The organism is Intestinicryptomonas porci (genome assembly GCF_033971905.1).
GTDB classification, from domain to species: domain Bacteria; phylum Verrucomicrobiota; class Verrucomicrobiia; order Opitutales; family Intestinicryptomonadaceae; genus Intestinicryptomonas; species Intestinicryptomonas porci.
Genome location: NZ_JALBUT010000007.1, coordinates 42,353 through 59,662, shown reverse-complemented (window position 1 = coordinate 59,662; position 17,310 = coordinate 42,353). Strand labels below are relative to the sequence as shown.

Here is a 17,310-nt window from a genome sequence, read left to right as displayed (position 1 = left end):
TTTATGACAGATTTGGCAGAAAGTTATTTGAGGCTGTCGTTAATTCCGAATGTCGGGGCAACCACCATCAAAAAGCTGATTTCAAAATTCGGCTCTCCGATAGACGCCTTGAAGGCTTCGAGGTCAGACGTAATGCAGCTTGAAAGGGTTGGGGCTAAAATCGCCGACGCCTTTGTTGAGGGTAGGGACAAGGTTGACATAGATTTAGCAAAGCGCAAGTTAAAGGCTTTCAATGCCGACTATGTTTGCATTGACGACGGGCGGTATCCGCAGCTCTTGCGCACGATTTACGACGCCCCCGTAGGGCTTTATGTTGCGGGAAACGCAGATTTGAACGCTCCTTCCATTGCAATAGTCGGGTGCAGAAACTGCAGCATATACGGCTCTTTGGTTGCGAGGAAATTCGGTGCGGGGCTTGGCTCTTTGGGCTTGACGGTGGTAAGCGGTCTTGCCCGCGGAATAGACAGCTTTGCGCATCAGGGCGCGCTTGATGTAAAGGCGAAAACCGTCGCTGTTTTAGGGTGCGGCATCGACATTGTTTATCCGCCTGAAAATGTGGATTTGTACCGCAGGATAATCGAAACAGGCGCGGTAATTTCGGAATATCCGTTCGGCACCCGCGCCGACCGCCAGACTTTCCCCATGCGAAACCGCATAATTGCGGGCATGACTTCCGCAACATTGCTTGTCGAAAGCGACATAAGGGGCGGCGGAATGATTACGGCGCGCCTTGCGTGCGATAACGGAAGGGACGTCTTTGCAATTCCCGGGCGCATAGATTCGCCCACAAGCGCGGGGTGCCACCTCATGATAAGCGAGGGCGCGCGCCTTGCAACCTGCGTTGAAGACATAGCAAGCGAGTTAGGCTATGCGGGGCAGTTTGAGCTTGGGCTTAGAAATTCCGAAAACGCGAAAAAGTTTAATTTCGAGGAAGGCTCGGCGGAGGCTTCCGTTTATTCTGTTTTATCGAAGGGGGACGCTTTGGCGGCAGACGAGATTTCGGTTCTTGCAAAGCTTTCCATGCCCGAAGTCTTGTCTGTAATGCTTTCTTTGGAGCTTTCAAAAGCCGTGAAAAAGCGCGCGGACGGCAGGTGGGAGAAAAATATTTAAGCATACATGAAAAATTTGAAAAGAGACGCAATTCTGTTTGTAATAATAGCCTTGGTTTTTTGCCTTGGCAGGCTTTCGATTTATTTTATTTTTTCCGAATTTGAGGAAAGCAGGATTACGCTTGCGTGGATAAAACGCTCGCTTCAGTTCGATTTTATGTCGGCGGCGTATTTCATTTTGCCGACAGCCGTAATTACAATCGCCGGCATGTTTTCAGGCAGGGAATTTTTAAGGCTTAAAAAAACATATGCGGTTTTGGCCATAATGGTTGCCGCTTCGCTTGCGGTCTTAAACGTCTGCTATTTTTTCGAGTACAAGAGCCAGTTCAATTTTTGGATTTTCGGAATTTTCTTTGACGACGCAGGGGCAATTTTTAACACGATAAAAGAACAGTATCCCGAGTCTTTAATGATTTTGGGATTTGGAGCCTTCTTTGCGGCACTGGTATTTTTTGTAAATGCGGTTTTCGGCAAAAAGTCGGAAAAATCTGAAAGGCTTCCGCTTAAAAAATCAGTGTTGTTTTGCGCGGCTTATGTGTTTTTGCTGTTTGTGCTTTTGCGCGGTGTGAGAATTTCAGGCAGACCCTTGCAGGTTCGCGATATTGCCGTAACTGCCGACGAGCACATGAATAACTTAATACCGACTTCCGCATATTGCCTGAAAGAGGAAGTTTTCAGGTTTTTGACGGCAAAGCTTTCTGGCGGGCTTAAAAACTTCAACGCAAGAGAAAAGGATTTGCCGCATTTTCTAAACAGCGTTTTCGGGGGAGAATTCAAGACGATTGACGAGCCTTTAAAGAGGGTTTCAAAGGGCGCATTGATTGAAAGACCTTCGCGCATTTTCGTCATAATATGCGAAAGCCACTCCGCATGGCCCCTGATTGAAGATTTACCCGATTACGACATCATTCCGAACACAAAAAAACTGCTTGAAAATTCCGTGTTTTCAAGACGCTCATTCCCTTCCGGAAACGGAACAATGGCGACGGTTTCGTCGATAATAAGCGGCATTCCTTATTGCGGAATTTCAGTTGAGGGCGTTTTGAAGAAAACGGACGATTTTGCGTTTGCGAAGTTTATGAAGCGTCTCGGCTATTCTTCAACCTTCTATTACGGAGGGCAGAGCACTTGGCTCAGGCTTGGAGAATTTGCCTCTTTTATGGGCTTTGACAGGGTTGTGGGCGGTGAAAAAATGGGCGATGTTTTCGGCACGGTCGAATGGGGCGTGCGCGACAGGGATTTGTTTGAGTTTATTGAAAAATCCGAAATCCCCGAAAATTCGTTCAATATGGTTTTGACGGTTTCAAACCATCAGCCTTACGACGTCGATTTAAAGGCGGAAAATTGTCCTGCGGTTTTGAAGAGCGAAGACGACAACAAAATTTGGCATGCCTGGTACACTGACAAATATCTGGGAATTTTCATTGAAAAAATGCTGAAAAAGTATCCCGATTCGATATTCGTGGTTACGGGAGACCATCCCTCTCGCTACAAGCCCGAAAAAATCAGAAAAATTGACGAATTTGACCATGTCGTGCCGATTATATTTGCGGGGCGCGGCGTTCAGGACATCGCTTTTGAAAAAGATTTCGCAAAGCATTTGGACATCTTTCCCACTCTTGTGGAAATGATTGCCCCGAAGGGGTTTGAATACAAAACTTGGGGCGAGTCGATGTTTGAGAAATCCCGCAAAGTTCCGCCGTTATACGTCAAAGCCATTGTTTCGGACGGCAAAATAATCGGGCTTTCATCTTCCGACTGCCCCGAAAAAATGCGCGAACTTGCCCGCAGGTACCACGCGCTTGCCTATTACCGCTCAAAAAACAGCGAAGAGCTTCCCAAAGAGAAATAAAAAAACGCCGAAGTTTTTAATCTTCGGCATTGTTTTTTATTGCGCTTTTTTAGATAGCATATTGTCGAAAAATTCGGTTATGTCGGTTTGCGTTTCAGCTTCCTGGTACGCCATTGCATCTCTCGGGTGTTCGTTTAAAAAGCCCGTAATCATGTAGGAGTTCGCAAAGCCCCAGCCGAGTTTTTCGCGCATCGGCTCTATATGGTTTTGCACGCATTTTAAGCTTGGGCGGACGTCTCTTCCGACATATCCGAGCATAAGCTCCATTGCGCAGTTGCCCGCGCCTCTTCCAAGACCCGCCATGGTTGCGTCTATGAAATCGACTCCGCACTCAACCGCTTCTATCGACTTTGCGAATGCAAGCTGTAAGTTGTTGTGGGCGTGGAATCCTATTTTCTTTCCCGCGGCGGAGAGGCTGCGGCGGTATTTTTCCATCAGGTAGCGCACGTTTTCGCAGAAGAGCGAGCCGAAGGAATCCATAAGGTAGATTATGTCGGCGTCGGATTCGCTTAAAATTTCCAAATCCCTGCTAAGTTCGCTTTCCTTCAAGGCGCAGATTGCCATGAGGTTTAGCGAAACTTCGTAGCCTTTGTCCTTCGCGTCTTTTACCATGTCGAGCGCGTCATTTATCTGGTGCGAGTAGCAGGCGACGCGGATTAGGTCAATGGGCGATTTGTCCTTTGGCAGAATGTCCGTTTTGTAGTCGGATTTTCCTGTATCCGCCATCGCCGCGAGCTTTACCTCGCGCTTGCTGTCTCCAATAATCCGCAGGATGTCGCTTTCATCGCAAAATCTCCACGCGCCGTATTTGTCGGGGGAGTAGAGCTTCTTTGAGTTTTTGAAGCCGATTTCCATATAATTTATTCCGCTGTCGGCGCAGCAGTCGTAAATGGCGCGCACGACTTTGTCGTCAAAACGGCTGTCGTTCATGAGGCCGCCGTCTCTTATGGTGCAGTCCAGTATGTTAAGCGGAGTTTGCCTGTTTGAGGAGGCGAGGTCGCTTAGGCTTTTGTTTGTATTCATGATTTTTGAGATTTGTGTTTGGTAAAATAAAAAACCCGAACGCTTGTTCTAACGTCCGGGTTTTATGAATTTAATATGCGTATAACCGTCTGCCGTTAGAACTTGACCTTTCTACCGTAATAAAAGTAAAAGCTAAAAGCAAACGACTGCGCGTTGATATTCATAATATTTTCTATAAATCGAATTTTTTTAGATGAAGTCAAGCAATTTTTTGATGTTTTATTTTTCTTGCCGAAAGAGCCGTATTTTGAAAAATATTCGAATTTATGAAAACGCTTGCAGCAATACTCGTATTATTTTCAATTTTAACAGGCTCTCTTTTTGCAAAAGCTCCGATTACCGTGGCGGCAAAAAGCGACGTCATGAAAAAGGAAATTCCCGCCCTTGTAATTCTTCCCGACGATTACGAAAAATCGGGCAAGAGCTATCCTGTGATTTATCTTTTGCACGGCTTTGGCGGCAACTATCAAACATGGTACCACATAAAGCCGAACCTGCCCGAACTTGCCACTTCAAACCAGGTGATTTTCGTTTTGCCCGATGGAGCTACGAGTTGGTATTGGGACAGCCCCGTAAATCAAAATTTAAAGTATGAAACTTATGTGGCAAAAGAGCTTGTTGATTTTATCGACAGCTCATACCGCACAATCAAAAGCCCGAAGGGCAGGGCGATTGCAGGTCTTAGCATGGGCGGGCACGGCGCGATGTGGCTTGCGTTGAGGCACAAGGACGTTTTTGGCGCGGCGGGTGCAATCAGCGGCGGAGTTGACATTCGCCCGTTCCCCAAGAACTGGGACATGGCGAAAAATTTGGGCGAATATTCAAGCAATAAGGACGTTTGGGACGCGCATACCGTCATAAACCAAGTGGACGGCTTGAAAAACGGGGAGCTTGCGATATACATTGACTGCGGCTTTTCGGACTTTTTCTACCAGGTAAACTTGAATTTGCACAACAAGCTTTTGCAGATGAAAATCGACCACGACTATCTTGCCCGCCCAGGTGCTCACAACAATGCCTATTGGAATAACGCCATAGACTACAACATTTTGTTCTTCAAAAAATTCTTTTCAAAAAACTGAAATTTTTATGGCGCGGGATTTTCCCCGCGCTTTTTTTACGCATGCGCTTAAAAAAGCAAAAGCAGGGTTGAAACAAGCGTCATAAATATTATGAAGCCGCGGTAGCTTTTTTCGGGAAGATGCTTTACAAACAGTACGCCTAAAAACGCCCCTAAAAATATGCTTGGAATTGCGATTATGTTTAGAGCCAATGTTTGCGGCGTTATGTTGTTCCATGCAAAAATTTGAAGCGGGATTTTGAGGTAGTTTACTATCAGGAAGAACCACGCGCTTGTTCCCACAAATGCGTATTTCGGAAGCCTCATTGAAAGTAGGTAAACCGCCATAATCGGGCCCGCCGCATTGCCAATCATTGTGGTAAATCCCCCCAAAATTCCAAAAATTGCCGCGCACCACCATTTGGAAAATATCTTTTGGTTTTCCTCCATGGTGTTTTTTCTTGTTATGAACATCACTAAAAATCCCGCAAAAATGGATAGTGCCATCAGCTTCCCGAACATCGTCTTGTCTATCATGCTGTCAACCCATATCGCGAGGAAAAAACCCGCGATTGCGGTCGGCAGAAGCTTTAAAATGTATTTCCATTCGGCTTGGCGGCGGTAGTAAATAACCGCAAGCAAATCCGCAAAACACAGCATCGGCAAAATTACTCCCGTGGATTCCTTTCCGCCGAAAACCAGAGCCATCGCGGGAATGGCAAGCGTCATGATGCCCTGTATCCCCGTTTTCGACATTCCTACGATAATTCCGCAAATCAAAAGAAAAGAAATTTGCACGAGATCTCCGTCAAGATGGGAAAAATCAAAACAATCCATAAGAAAAGACAAGGTATTTTTTTTGCCAAGCGGAGCAAGTAAATAATTTTTTCTTTACGAGCATCGCAAAGAGTGGCAGTCTGGTTTCATGAAATTTTTAAGATTTAAACCTATCTATATGGAGCGCGTTTGGGGCGGCAGAGACTTTGAAAAAAAGCTCGGCAGGGAAATTCCTGAAAACAAGGTCATCGGCGAAGCTTGGGAAATTTGCGACAGACCCGAAGCCGAAAACCTTATTGTCGGCGGAAAGTTTGACGGAAAGACTATCCGCCAAGCCATAGAATCAGACGCAGAATATATCATGGGAAAGGGCTGGGCCCCCTCCAAAAAATTTCCGATACTCGTCAAGTGGCTTGATTGCCAGGAAAGGCTGAGTTTGCAAGTCCACCCGCCCGCATCGGTTGCGGCGTCGCTTGGAGGAGAACCCAAGACGGAAAATTGGTACGTCGCCGACTGCAAGGACGGCGCGGGATTGATTGCGGGTCTTAAAAAGGGAGCTACTAAGGCGGATTTTGTGGCAAGCCTTGCCGATAATTCAGCCGAAAAGCTCGTGCACCGCTTCCCAGTAAAAAAGGGCGATTCAATATTCGTGCAAAGCGGAAGAATTCACGCAATAGACGGCGGCAACTTGATTTTGGAAATACAGCAAAACTCCGACACGACTTACAGAGTCTATGACTGGGGCAGGGTGGGCTTGGACGGCAAGCCGCGCAAGCTCCATGTGGAAGAATCCATCGCAAGCATTGACTTTTCGGACTTCGAGCCGTCTCCAATCCACGTTGAAGGCAGCGGCAATATGTGCGAATGCAAAGAATTCAGAATAGACGTCGTGCGCTTGAACGCGGGCGAAGTCTATGAAATCAAATCGGGCGAGGCAATGAGAATTGTAAGCGTTGCGGAAGGCGAATTGTCTGACGACGAAGGCGAAGAGGTGAAGTTTTCCGAAAATATAGTAGTTCCCTTTGCTGAAAGCGTGAAATTTACCGCGACAAAGCCCTCGACTTTGCTTATTACGAGATAGCCTGCACTATTCGTTTTGCGTTGAAATATTTTTCATTTTTTGGAAAAAAACGTTTGACGAAAACAGGTTTTTTGGTACTTTCAAATACTTTAAAAAATCACTCCCTGATGGTGTAATGGTAGCACAAAGGATTTTGGTTCCTTTGGTTGGGGTTCGAATCCCTATCGGGGAATGGTATAAGCCGAGATGCAAGTCTCGGTTTTTTTGTTCACCGATAGGAATGAGATCCCCCAAGGGTTCGATGCCGAGGGTGTTGCAAAGCGACAGCCCGAGACAGTGGCTTTTTGCAGAGCAAAAAGAGCCGAGCGAAGCGAGTGCCGAGCTGACGCGGATTGGCGAAGCCAACCAAGTCACGAGCACAATCCCTATCGGGGAATGGGCTTGAAAAGCTCCTAAATCTAAGCATTTAGGAGCTTTTTTGTCGATAAATAAAGGGATTACACGGTATTTGGCTGTCCGAAAAATAGACTTATTGGGTTATCATATTGGCTGTTTTAAAAATAGCGGAGTAGTTTTAGAGAAATTTTGTGAATTTTAAAGGGGCTTGGGGGAGGTAAAACAAAAGCGGGCATTGCCCGCCTTGTTTATCCTGCAAATCTTGCAAGGTGTATAATCGAAATTTTCAATCCAAGCCCATTGCTTTGGCGACGCCCTTGCCGTATTCTAAATCAGCTTTCGAGCAGTTCTCAATGTGGCGTCTTTTTACAAATTCGGGAGAATCTCCCATTGCGCGCGCCGTGTTTGCAAAGAGACGCGCTTTTTGCTCGGCAGTCATCGCCTGAAATCTTTTTCGCGGCTGGGAGTAATAATCATCGTCGTCTTCTCGGAAGTTGTAATTGTCGCCATCGCCCGCAATTTCGGTTTTGGGTATGCGGTATTTAGGCTGTTCCTGCCATGCGCCGTATGAATTGGGTTCATAGCTTGTTTTGCCGCCGTGGTTTCCGTCAACGCGCATTTGCCCGTCTCTTGAATAACCCGTGAAGGGACAGCGGGGAGCGTTTACGGGAATTTGGTAGTGGTTTACTCCGAGCCGGTATCGTTGGGCGTCTCCGTATGCGAATAGCCGGGCTTGCAGCATTTTGTCCGGAGAAAATCCGATGCCGTGCACCACATTTGCAGGGTTAAACGCGGCTTGTTCGACGTCGGCAAAGTAGTTTTCGGGATTTTTATTAAGCTCCATTATCCCGACTTCTATTAGCGGAAACTGGTCTGTGTACCATTCCTTTGTGAGGTCAAACGGATTGTACGGCATTTTTTTTGCCTCCTCTTTTGTCATGACTTGAATGCAGAGTTTCCATTTGGGGAAGTCCCCTTTTTCTATATGTTCAAAGAGGTCGCGCTGGTGGCTGTCGCGGTCTTTTCCGATAAGCTTTTCGGCTTCTTCATCGGTCAGGAATTTTATAGGCTGCTGGCACACCCAGTGGAATTTTACCCAGACCAAATTTAAATCTTTGTCATACATGCTGAATGTATGGCTTCCGAAACCGTGCATATTGCGGTATGAAGCGGGAATGCCGTCGTCGCCCATTGTTATTGTTATTTGGTGCAGGGCTTCCGGCAGGCTTGTCCAAAAGTCCCAGTTATTTTTTGCCGAGCGCAGGTTTGTTTTTGGGTCTCTTTTAATGGCGTGGTTTAAATCCGAAAAGTGGTGCCCGTCGCGCAGGAAAAATACGGGAGTATTGTTGCCTACCAGATCCCAGTTGCCTTCCTCCGTGTAGAATTTTACGGCAAAGCCCCTGATGTCGCGTTCTGCGTCCGCGGCTCCGCGCTCTCCCGCGACTGTTGAAAAGCGCACAAAAACATCGGTCTTTTTGCCTATTTCAGAGAATATTTTTGCGCATGTGTATTTTGTGATGTCGTTTGTCACGGTGAATGTTCCGAATGCCCCGGAGCCTTTCGCGTGCATTCTTCTTTCAGGGATGACTTCGCGGTTGAAATTCGCCATTTTTTCCTGAAACCAAACGTCCTCCATAAGCATCGGTCCGCGCGGGCCTGCGGTTCTTGAATTTTGGTTGTCGAAAATCGGGCGTCCGAAATTATTGGTTAGTTTGTCTTTTTCCATAATACTTAAAGGGATTTAGTTTTTATTTCGGAAATAAAAAATCGCGATTAAAGAAAATTCATTGATATTGACAAATTTATGATGTCTTTGGGATAATGTTTTCATGTGGCAGACATATGCATTGTTATCGGCTTTCTTTGCTGCGCTTACTGCGATTTTTGCAAAAGTGGGGGTAAGCGGAGTTAATTCTAATTTGGCGACTGCCATTAGAACGGTCGTCATTTTGTTTATTGCGTGGGGGATAGTTTTTGCGACGGTTCCTCTTCGTGAAATAAGGGAAATTTCAAGGCACACTTTGCTTTTTTTGGTGCTTTCGGGAATGGCAACGGGCATTTCTTGGCTCTTTTATTTCAAGGCGCTGCAAATAGGGGAGGCTTCAAAGGTTGCCCCGCTTGAAAAGATAAGTGTGGCGTTTACGATAATTTTGGCGTTTGTGTTTTTGGGAGATCCGTTAAGTGTAAAGACCATCATTGGCGGAGTTTTAATTTTAGGTGGAGCATTGGTTCTTGCATTGTAAAATGCTTTTAAACTTTTTTTAAAAAAATCGTTCTTTTTTTGTTGACATATTTAAAAAGACTTCCAAATTAGTAGGGTATTATGTTTTTTAATAAGCTTAATTCAGTTTCAAAAAAGTCTCTTTTGTCTTATCTTTCAAAAGGGCTATATCTATTTGCGTACTGTTTTATCCGAATGATGTAGGCGGTTAGGGGAATTTGTCAAATCCGCCAAGTTTTTTGAACCGCCGTATGAATATTTATTTTCGGATTTTTATTTAAAATAAAACACTACCATTTAAATAGTCTATAAAAAGAAAGAAAACAAAATGAAAACAAAAACAGCAATATTGGCTTCGATTTTAATAGCATCGTCTTTAACTTTTGCAGCTTCAAATGAAGTCGCAACCCAAAAAACTCAGGAAGTTCCCGCCCAAGGCGGCGAAGCGGCTCCAAAGGAAAAGGGCGCACCCTTGCCGCTTCTTACGCTCGACGGCGTTGGCGGCGTTGTGCTTACACCGATAGCATACCTCATAAATCCAGGCGCGGAGGGAACTCAGGTCGGACTGCCTTCGTTCGGGCTTACTTACGTCAATGCGGGGCATAAGAATGTGGAAAGCTTCGGCGTTTCAGAAACTCTGTTCGGGCGTTTGGAAATAGGCTATAACGCGAGCCGTTTCGGAACAGGCACTTTGCAGCGCGACGTCTTGAAGTATGCGGGAGTTGACATCGCAAGAAACGATGTCTGGCTTCACAGCGTAAATTTGCGATACAATATTTTGCCTGAAAACGCTTTCGGAACGAGCTTTTTGCCCGCTATAACTCTCGGAGTTCACGGAAAGTTTAATGACGGCATAAATGAAACCAACAAAAATCTCGGCGGTCTTTTGTCTCAAATAGGATATGACAGGGATTATGGCGTCGAGTTTACAATTACCGCCACGAAAGCCTTCTTGATTTACGAGCATCCTTTAATTCTTTCTATTACGGGAAGGGCTTCGGACGCTTCAAATTTGGGATATTTGGGATATTCGGGCGACTATGAATTTTCGCTTGAAGGCAATGCGGTTTTCGGAATAACGGATTGGCTTTTCTTCGCCTTTGAATACAGGCAGAAACGCAACCAGTATTCAACTGTTGGAGTTGGCGGGCATACACTTATCGGCAGGGAAGGCGACTGGTGGACAATCGGGCTTGCCGCGATATTATCTAAGCACGCAACGCTTACCGTCGGCTACGGGCACTTGGGAACCGTTTTAAATACGCAGGAAAACGGAGCTTGGGCGATTGCCACCAAGTACGAATTCTAAAATCATGAAAAACGCCTATTATAGCATAAACGACGCGCAAACTCTTCCGAAAGTTTCGGAAGAGGCGCGTTCTTTTATAAATTCTTTGCCCGAAAATTTTGCATTGCTGCAGAAAAAGGCATTGGAAGACGCGATGGCGGGAAATCTTGAAAATCTCGATAAAATCAGGCTTGGAAGAATAGTTCCGATACCCGATAGAAGCGATGTTTTTCATATAATCGCGAAGGTAAATTTCGGCGTGGAAGAGCGCAAATTGTATATTTTCATTCCTAAGGAAATCGATAAAGATTTAAGGGTGGTTGTTTACTATCATGGTGGCGGGTGGTGCATAAACGCGCCCGAATCGTGTTCTATGTTTTGCCAAGACATTGCCGCAAATACAAAGTCGGTCGTGGTTTGTCCCGAGTACCGCCTCGCGCCCGAAAACAAATATCCTGCCGCAAATTTAGACGCGGTTTCGACGGTGGAGTGGGTTAAAAAAAATATTTCAAACTCGTCGGGGCTTAAAATTTTTCTTGCGGGAGACAGTGCGGGCGGGCATTTGGCGGCGTCAACTGCACTGCATTTCAAGGATAGCGTTGACGGTGTAATAATGTTTTATCCCGCCCTCGACTTGTCTTTGGGGCGCAGAAGAAAGTCGTGGGGCGACTTTGCAAAAGGGCATTGCCTTGACGCGGACTTGATGGAAACTTTCATAAAGGCTTATCTTCCGAACGAAGCGGCGTCTCAAAACGAAGATGCGTCTCCGCTTTTGGCGCGAGATTTAAAGGGCTTTCCCAATTCTTTGATAATTTCCGCACAATGCGACATTTTGAGGGATGAGGCATTGGAATTTGCATCAAGGCTTGCCGAATTTGGTATAAACGTGCGCTACCGCTGTATAGAGGGTGCGACGCATTTATTTATAACAAAACCCGAAATGAAAGAAGCTTATTGCAATGCCCTAAGCGAAGCCTCCGAGTTTGTGCTGAAAAATTCCGAGTGATTTTTTCTTTCGCGTTTTCTTGCTCGACAAATATTACTAAAAATGTAGTTTTTAGGCATGAAAATTTCCACAAAGGGCAGGTACGGGCTGAGGATAATGCTTGATTTGGCTCGCAACGACGGCGAGACGCCGCGAATGATAAGCGATATATGCAAGTCGCAGGGGCTTTCAAACAAATATGTAAGCAGGCTTATCATAGAGCTTCGCAAGGCGGGCATGATTTCTTCGGTGCGCGGCGCAAAGGGCGGATATAAAATAAAAAGGCTTCCAAAGCATATCACCTTGCTGGAAATTATCGAGACCATGGAAGGTCCGCTTTCGATTGTGGATTGCGTGGGTTGCCCCAAAAAGTGCAAAAAAAGCGCGAATTGTTCCGCCCGTGAAATTTGGAGCGAAGCCAATGAAAAAATCCGCCGCGAATTTGAATCCATTACCTTGCAGGATATTTTAAACCGACAGGACAATGCGGCGGATTACTGCATTTAGCTTATGGACTACATATCCTCCGACATTTTTTCAGGCAAGATTTTTGAAATAGACGCATTATTGAAGTTTGGCTTTGAAAAAAAGCGTTCATCGTTTTTCCTTGAAGAAGACATTTTAGGCGGAAGATTTTGCGTTAGGATAAAAATTTCAGGCGGAAAAACTTTTCATGCCGCCGTATATGACAAGAATTGATTAGGGACAGGAGGTTTGGGGAAGGCTGAAAAAGTCTTAAAAAGATTTAAATGCCTTTAAACATGGGATTTCTTGTGGCTTGGAAAATTTTTACGCGGTTTGACCTGTTTCGGACTTTTTTCCGCCGTTTTTGCCGCCTATTGCCAAACGTTTGACATATTTTTAAGAAATTGCCGGAGCGCGCATCACGCCCAGGAACTCCAATTTAATGATTGTAGAGTATCGACCATCTCCGACCATCTCCACCATCTCTTTTTTGACAAAAAACGGACTGCAAAACGTTTGCAATCCGTTTGAAGATTATATGCAACGCGTTTTAATCGCGCCTTGAAAGGAATCCGCAGCGGACTAAATCGGCGAGAGCCTTGTCGAGATCTAACCATTTTGTATGCCATAGATTTTTATTTTAAGAGAAATATCGTAAGGAAAATCCGAAATATGGAAAACATTTTTAAGCCGCCGCAAAAAATTTAAGCTTTTTTGCGCCCGTGCGTGATTTTTACAAAAAAATTGCGGACTATTTAAAAGCCAAACCGCCTAAAAAAAATGCCCGCAAACCTAAAAAAAATATTTTGCGATTTACTGTTTTGAAGAGCCCTGTGCAGATTTTTGCGGGGCGTTTGGCTTTGTTTTCAAGTCGAAAGGCAGCTCGATTTTGCCGCCGTTTTTCTTAGCCTCGTCCAAAAGAGACTTGATTGCCATGCGCACGATGTCGGCGGCGTTGATGCGCCAGGATACGGCGAGTTCCTCCAAAAGCTGCCTGTCTTCCGGATCGAGACGAATGCCCATAGATTTTTTGGAACTCATAAAATCAACATTTAAAAAAACGAACGAAAAGTCAAATAGTTTAAAATAGAACTTGACAAAAGGCACGAAAACGCGCCACAATGTGCCACGTTGAATATGGACGAAATAACAATAGAACTGAGCCGCGAGGAGTACGAAGAGCTTGGTAAAATAGCGGCAAGCCTGAATATCACAGTCGAAGAGCTCGTAACCCTTATCATCAAAAAATTCCTGACCCTTCCGAAGAAAAATTTTTTTAACCCTAAACAATAAAAACAACAAAGAATATGAAAAAAATATCCGTATTAATTCTGCCTCTTTTCCTGTTTGCATGTGGGGAAGATGTGCCCCAACTCGAAAAAATCCCAATCTTATCGGCTGAAACTATGCAAAACCAGGCTGCGCAAAATGCGCAGGCAGGCGGCTACGCTTCAAACAAAAAGTCCGGCGGCAAAATATCAAATACGCTTCTCGACAAAGTCTTACAGTATAAAAACACGCCGAAGCTGAATTTTTCGAACCAAATGACAATCACGGCAACCTCGGCGGCAGTTACGCAGTGGTATTCAAAAAATCTCAACGGATTGGACCAAGCCGATTTGAGCCAAATGTCGGAAACCCCAAAAGCGCAAAGAATTTTGCAAGATATGGCAAATTGGGCACAATTCCAATTTCAACTTTTGAACAACCCCTCCATGGGCAAAAAATACAACGGCAAAACATTTAAAGACTTAATCTTAGACCTACGCTAATATGAAAAACCAAATACTTTTATTTACACTTGCAACATCAATCGCGCTTTTCGGCTGCTCTAATAGCGAAAAAAGCTTTAATAAGGCGGCGGGCGACCAAATTTTATCTGAGCTGAAATACAACGCCAAAGACCCGCAGGATTTGATTGAATCGGCAGTCCGCCAAAACGCCGCGCCGAGCGTCATCAAAAAGGTGCTGAAAAAAGGCGGCAGCCTGCAAGGCGAGCTGCAAAACGGAGAGAACTTGCAATACCTCGCCGCTTCGCCCGAAATGATAAAATTTTTGCGCGAAAATTCCGTGCCGCTTAATTTTGCAAACGCGGACGGCGTTCCCGCAATGTTCCTCTATAAAGACGCCGCGCTTGCGCAGACCGCCCTCGACTTGCTTTACGAAGAATTCAAGGGCAACTTTAAGGCTATAAAAGACAAAAAAGACGTCCTTAAAAAAATCGTAGCAAGCTTTGACGAGAATCCACTTGACTATGCCGAAAACGCCGAAGTCGCAAATCTGTGGATTGACTTGGGCGCGGATTTGAACAAATCCAAAACAAACGGCAGCCCCATTATCGTGAATCTGAAAAAAGGAAATATACAAGTTTTCAACCTGCTTCTTGAAAAAGGCGCAAATATAAAAGATATCAAAGAGAATATATTTACTATCGCATTAAAAAATGCTTATGAAGAATACTGCAGCGGTTTTGAAAGTGAAAAAATATCTATGTCTTTTGCGAGGAATAAGCCCTTTTTTGATCTTATGATTAAATATGGAGCGGATATAAATACCGATTCCCAACTCAAAGTTTACTTGCTTTCAAGACTTTCTACCTCCGAAAATGTCGATTTTGCAAAGTATTTTCTTGAAAATGGCTTCTCTCCTAATGCAAAAAACGCAAATGGAGATACGCTTTGGGATATACAAGATAGGCACTTAAATTTCAAACTTGTTTCATTACTCTTGCAAAAGGGAATAAATCCTGCCGAAACAAAAAACGGGGGACATATAATCGCAATGGAGGCATCAAAAAATGGCAAAATTGATCTTGTAAAAGAGATGTTGTATAAAGGATTTCCCCATGAAAATATCATCCACGCATTTTGTGCTTATGTAGAAAAATATGATTCTAATACCTTAAAAGATATTTTAAATTTCTTATATGAAAAAAATCTTCTCGATAGCGGATGTATCAAATACATTTTTTATAGTACTAAATCTTCCGGTTCCGCTCAAAAAAATATTTTAGAGTTCCTGTATGAAAAGAATCTTCTCGATAGCGAACGTATCAAAGGCATTTGCGAGGAAACAGATGTTTTAAATTTCTTATATGAAAAGAATATTCTCAATAGAGAAATTATCAAAACCGCTATTCATAAAAATAGATATTCCAGTTCCGTTCAAAGATATTTTTTAGAATTCTTGTATGAAAAAAATCTTTTCGATAGAGAAATTATCGAAACCGCTATTAATGAATACGGTAGAAAAATGGTTTTAGGATTCTTTCTTGGAAAAGGTATTATAGACGAATCCTCATATGTTAAGGCTAAAAAGGATCCAATATCTATGATAGAAGAAGGTTTGAAAAGGAAATTCAAAGAAACGAAGGAATAGAGTTTTTTCAAAGGCTTATGCCTAATTAAAATTAGGCATAAGCCAAAGTTTTATCTTAAACATAAAAAATTAGCCCTAATAAAAAATGAAGAAAAATTGCATGCCTATTCAAAATTCTTTCTGCGGGAAAAATCTGTCAAAAGAAGAAATAGAAAAAATGACGCCGGAAGAATTTAAAAAACTTAAATTTGAAGAAATTGAATTTTTCAAAAACCCCAAAAACTTTAAGAGTTTTAGCGAAGTAATTTCCCATGCGGCAACTTGCAGGGACAAAAACAACAGAAAATTCCCGCATCAGCACAGAATTCCAAACAATCTGCTGGACGAATTTTGCAAAGCCTTAAAATCCAAAGAAAAAAATATTTTAAAAATTCAAGAATTCTCAGCATTATACAACTTTATCGAAGAAACAAAGGATAAGCTCGCTAACGAAGGTAAAGGCATTGGCGAATTGACTATTTACGACGTAGCCCTGCGCATAGCTTTATATAGATCAAACGAATTAAAAAACAAAATCCTGCCCCAAGAAGTTTATATCCACGCAGGAGCAAGAACTGGCGCGAAAAAACTCATTAAAAGGTACTGCAAAAAAAACAGAACCCATAAGCGCGTTTCCCTCTGAAATACAAAAAATCGGGCAGGCATACAAAATCGAGGCATATCTTTGCATTATTGGGGCAAAAAAATAATTTTATCAAATTTTAATTTTGGCGTGATTTTTTTTGCGGTTTTGCGGACGTAGAAATATGGGCGCAGTTTTTTTTAAAAAAAATGTAGCCCCCCACGCCACGCAGGCAAAACACTGCGCCGCGCGAAAACTCAAACCCTAACACGCAAAACATATGGAAAAGAAAACTATACTAACAATATTCGCTGTGCTAATCGCCGCCGTCGTAATCTGGCAGCTCGTCGAATATTTTACATACAAGTCATACGAGCATAAAATGCTCGATAATGCCGTCCAATTCCAAAAGGACTTCTATGACAATGCGAACTCACAGCTCAAAAACATGAATTTTTAAAAACAGAGTTGGGTGATAAATGGCGGCGAAGCGCGTTTTTCAAACACTCTTCGACGCCGCCTCAGGCTCTTTAAAAATTTTTGCGCGGCATTTCAAGCCCCGCGCGGGAAGTTTTTATGCGAAGAAAAATTTTTTAAGCAACGCCAAAAATGCGGAAGATTTTACAATTCATAATTTGTTCTGCCGCCATCGCGACCGCCGTTTGCGCGCGCGCCGGCACAATCTTTGACATGTACGAGCAAAGACCCGCCGACATTCAAAATTACAGGACGCAGCACCCCCGCTACTGGCGCGACTGCGACATGTCAACCCTCGACTTTTACGAGCTCTTGCATCTTTACAAGCTCGGCATCATAACCGAAAGCCAATATGCGGGCTCAATCATGTACGCAAGCCGAAACGAGGATTTATGCCGCGCAATCTACAATGGCAGAATCATCGACTTGAAGCGCGACTTGATTTTATCCGAAAAAACAATCCGCGCCGCGCTCAACCGCAGTCAGCTCAGGGTTTTCTACGCCAACCTGCTTTACACAATCCCCGCAAGTGAGCGCATAGGCGAGCTCGACGAATATTTAAGGGGCGAGCATTTCCACCACAACAGCCCGCAAAATCTGCTCGAAATAATATCGTGCGCGGGAAGAATTTTCTACTGATTTCTCAACATCAAACGAAAGGAAAAATGCATGAAAAAATTTATCGGAAACTCTATT

20 protein-coding genes and 1 tRNA gene are annotated in these 17,310 nt (G+C 44.0%); 17 read left to right on the top strand and 4 right to left on the bottom strand.

Annotation, left to right across the window (positions count from 1 at the left end; translation table 11 throughout):
- Positions 1-3: 3 nt before the first annotated feature.
- Together dprA and MOX91_RS06760 are read left to right on the top strand one after the other, a co-directional pair.
- Positions 4-1,110, top strand: a complete 1,107-nt coding sequence (dprA, locus tag MOX91_RS06765) for a DNA-processing protein DprA (RefSeq protein ID WP_370397324.1) — start codon at positions 4-6, stop codon at positions 1,108-1,110.
- A gap of 6 nt (positions 1,111-1,116) precedes the next feature.
- A complete protein-coding gene (locus tag MOX91_RS06760; protein WP_370397323.1) occupies positions 1,117-2,961 on the top strand; it encodes an LTA synthase family protein in 1,845 nt (614 codons plus the stop codon).
- A 36-nt stretch (positions 2,962-2,997) separates the two neighbouring features.
- On the opposite strand, the gene MOX91_RS06755 is transcribed toward MOX91_RS06760, so the two are convergent.
- Positions 2,998-3,984 (bottom strand): aldolase catalytic domain-containing protein, encoded by a 987-nt coding sequence (locus tag MOX91_RS06755; RefSeq protein ID WP_370397322.1) that lies wholly within the window; start codon positions 3,982-3,984, stop codon positions 2,998-3,000.
- A 266-nt stretch (positions 3,985-4,250) separates the two neighbouring features.
- Here MOX91_RS06755 and MOX91_RS06750 point away from each other — a divergent pair, with 266 nt between their 5' ends.
- Entirely contained in the window at positions 4,251-5,066 is an 816-nt protein-coding gene (locus MOX91_RS06750) for an alpha/beta hydrolase (protein ID WP_370397321.1), read from the top strand.
- Between the two features lie 47 nt (positions 5,067-5,113).
- Here the strand turns inward: MOX91_RS06750 and MOX91_RS06745 are convergent, their stop codons facing one another.
- The gene (locus MOX91_RS06745; RefSeq protein WP_370397320.1) at positions 5,114-5,881 is read right to left on the bottom strand and encodes a sulfite exporter TauE/SafE family protein; all 768 of its coding nucleotides are present in this window, start codon (positions 5,879-5,881) and stop codon (positions 5,114-5,116) included.
- Positions 5,882-5,969: 88 nt separating this feature from the next.
- Here MOX91_RS06745 and MOX91_RS06740 point away from each other — a divergent pair, with 88 nt between their 5' ends.
- The 3 genes from MOX91_RS06740 (at position 5,970) to MOX91_RS06730 (ending at position 7,287) form a co-directional block, all read left to right on the top strand.
- Entirely contained in the window at positions 5,970-6,902 is a 933-nt protein-coding gene (locus tag MOX91_RS06740; RefSeq protein WP_370397319.1) for a type I phosphomannose isomerase catalytic subunit, read from the top strand.
- Positions 6,903-7,003: 101 nt separating this feature from the next.
- A tRNA-Gln gene (locus tag MOX91_RS06735) sits at positions 7,004-7,074 on the top strand.
- A 48-nt stretch (positions 7,075-7,122) separates the two neighbouring features.
- Positions 7,123-7,287: a hypothetical protein gene (locus tag MOX91_RS06730; protein ID WP_370397318.1), complete on the top strand. Its 165-nt coding sequence runs from the start codon at positions 7,123-7,125 to the stop codon at positions 7,285-7,287.
- A gap of 237 nt (positions 7,288-7,524) precedes the next feature.
- Here the strand turns inward: MOX91_RS06730 and MOX91_RS06725 are convergent, their stop codons facing one another.
- The gene (locus MOX91_RS06725; RefSeq protein WP_370397317.1) at positions 7,525-8,964 is read right to left on the bottom strand and encodes a catalase; all 1,440 of its coding nucleotides are present in this window, start codon (positions 8,962-8,964) and stop codon (positions 7,525-7,527) included.
- A gap of 103 nt (positions 8,965-9,067) precedes the next feature.
- On the opposite strand from MOX91_RS06725, the gene MOX91_RS06720 reads away from it, so the two are divergent.
- The 5 genes from MOX91_RS06720 (at position 9,068) to MOX91_RS06700 (ending at position 12,431) form a co-directional block, all read left to right on the top strand.
- A complete protein-coding gene (locus MOX91_RS06720; protein ID WP_370397316.1) occupies positions 9,068-9,481 on the top strand; it encodes an EamA family transporter in 414 nt (137 codons plus the stop codon).
- A 306-nt stretch (positions 9,482-9,787) separates the two neighbouring features.
- Positions 9,788-10,768, top strand: a complete 981-nt coding sequence (locus tag MOX91_RS06715) for a DUF3034 family protein (RefSeq protein ID WP_370397315.1) — start codon at positions 9,788-9,790, stop codon at positions 10,766-10,768.
- 4 nt (positions 10,769-10,772) lie between these two features.
- The gene (locus tag MOX91_RS06710) at positions 10,773-11,753 is read left to right on the top strand and encodes an alpha/beta hydrolase (RefSeq protein WP_370397314.1); all 981 of its coding nucleotides are present in this window, start codon (positions 10,773-10,775) and stop codon (positions 11,751-11,753) included.
- A 57-nt stretch (positions 11,754-11,810) separates the two neighbouring features.
- A complete protein-coding gene (locus MOX91_RS06705; RefSeq protein ID WP_370397313.1) occupies positions 11,811-12,239 on the top strand; it encodes an RrF2 family transcriptional regulator in 429 nt (142 codons plus the stop codon).
- A 3-nt stretch (positions 12,240-12,242) separates the two neighbouring features.
- The gene (locus MOX91_RS06700; RefSeq protein WP_370397312.1) at positions 12,243-12,431 is read left to right on the top strand and encodes a hypothetical protein; all 189 of its coding nucleotides are present in this window, start codon (positions 12,243-12,245) and stop codon (positions 12,429-12,431) included.
- A 579-nt stretch (positions 12,432-13,010) separates the two neighbouring features.
- On the opposite strand, the gene MOX91_RS06695 is transcribed toward MOX91_RS06700, so the two are convergent.
- A complete protein-coding gene (locus MOX91_RS06695) occupies positions 13,011-13,238 on the bottom strand; it encodes a ribbon-helix-helix domain-containing protein (RefSeq protein WP_370397311.1) in 228 nt (75 codons plus the stop codon).
- Positions 13,239-13,334: 96 nt separating this feature from the next.
- Between MOX91_RS06695 and MOX91_RS06690 the strand changes: the two genes are divergently transcribed.
- The 6 genes from MOX91_RS06690 (at position 13,335) to MOX91_RS06665 (ending at position 17,253) form a co-directional block, all read left to right on the top strand.
- The gene (locus MOX91_RS06690; RefSeq protein WP_370397310.1) at positions 13,335-13,490 is read left to right on the top strand and encodes a hypothetical protein; all 156 of its coding nucleotides are present in this window, start codon (positions 13,335-13,337) and stop codon (positions 13,488-13,490) included.
- A 14-nt stretch (positions 13,491-13,504) separates the two neighbouring features.
- Positions 13,505-13,969 carry a hypothetical protein gene (locus tag MOX91_RS06685; RefSeq protein ID WP_370397309.1) on the top strand — a complete coding sequence of 155 codons (465 nt, stop codon included), beginning with the start codon at positions 13,505-13,507 and terminating at the stop codon, positions 13,967-13,969.
- A 193-nt stretch (positions 13,970-14,162) separates the two neighbouring features.
- Positions 14,163-15,575: an ankyrin repeat domain-containing protein gene (locus MOX91_RS06680; RefSeq protein WP_370397308.1), complete on the top strand. Its 1,413-nt coding sequence runs from the start codon at positions 14,163-14,165 to the stop codon at positions 15,573-15,575.
- Between the two features lie 85 nt (positions 15,576-15,660).
- A complete protein-coding gene (locus MOX91_RS06675; RefSeq protein WP_370397307.1) occupies positions 15,661-16,197 on the top strand; it encodes a hypothetical protein in 537 nt (178 codons plus the stop codon).
- A 220-nt stretch (positions 16,198-16,417) separates the two neighbouring features.
- Complete coding sequence (locus MOX91_RS06670; RefSeq protein WP_370397306.1) at positions 16,418-16,597, top strand: hypothetical protein; 180 nt, start codon at positions 16,418-16,420, stop codon at positions 16,595-16,597.
- Positions 16,598-16,746: 149 nt separating this feature from the next.
- Positions 16,747-17,253 carry a hypothetical protein gene (locus tag MOX91_RS06665; protein WP_370397305.1) on the top strand — a complete coding sequence of 169 codons (507 nt, stop codon included), beginning with the start codon at positions 16,747-16,749 and terminating at the stop codon, positions 17,251-17,253.
- The last annotated feature ends 57 nt before the right edge of the window (positions 17,254-17,310 follow it).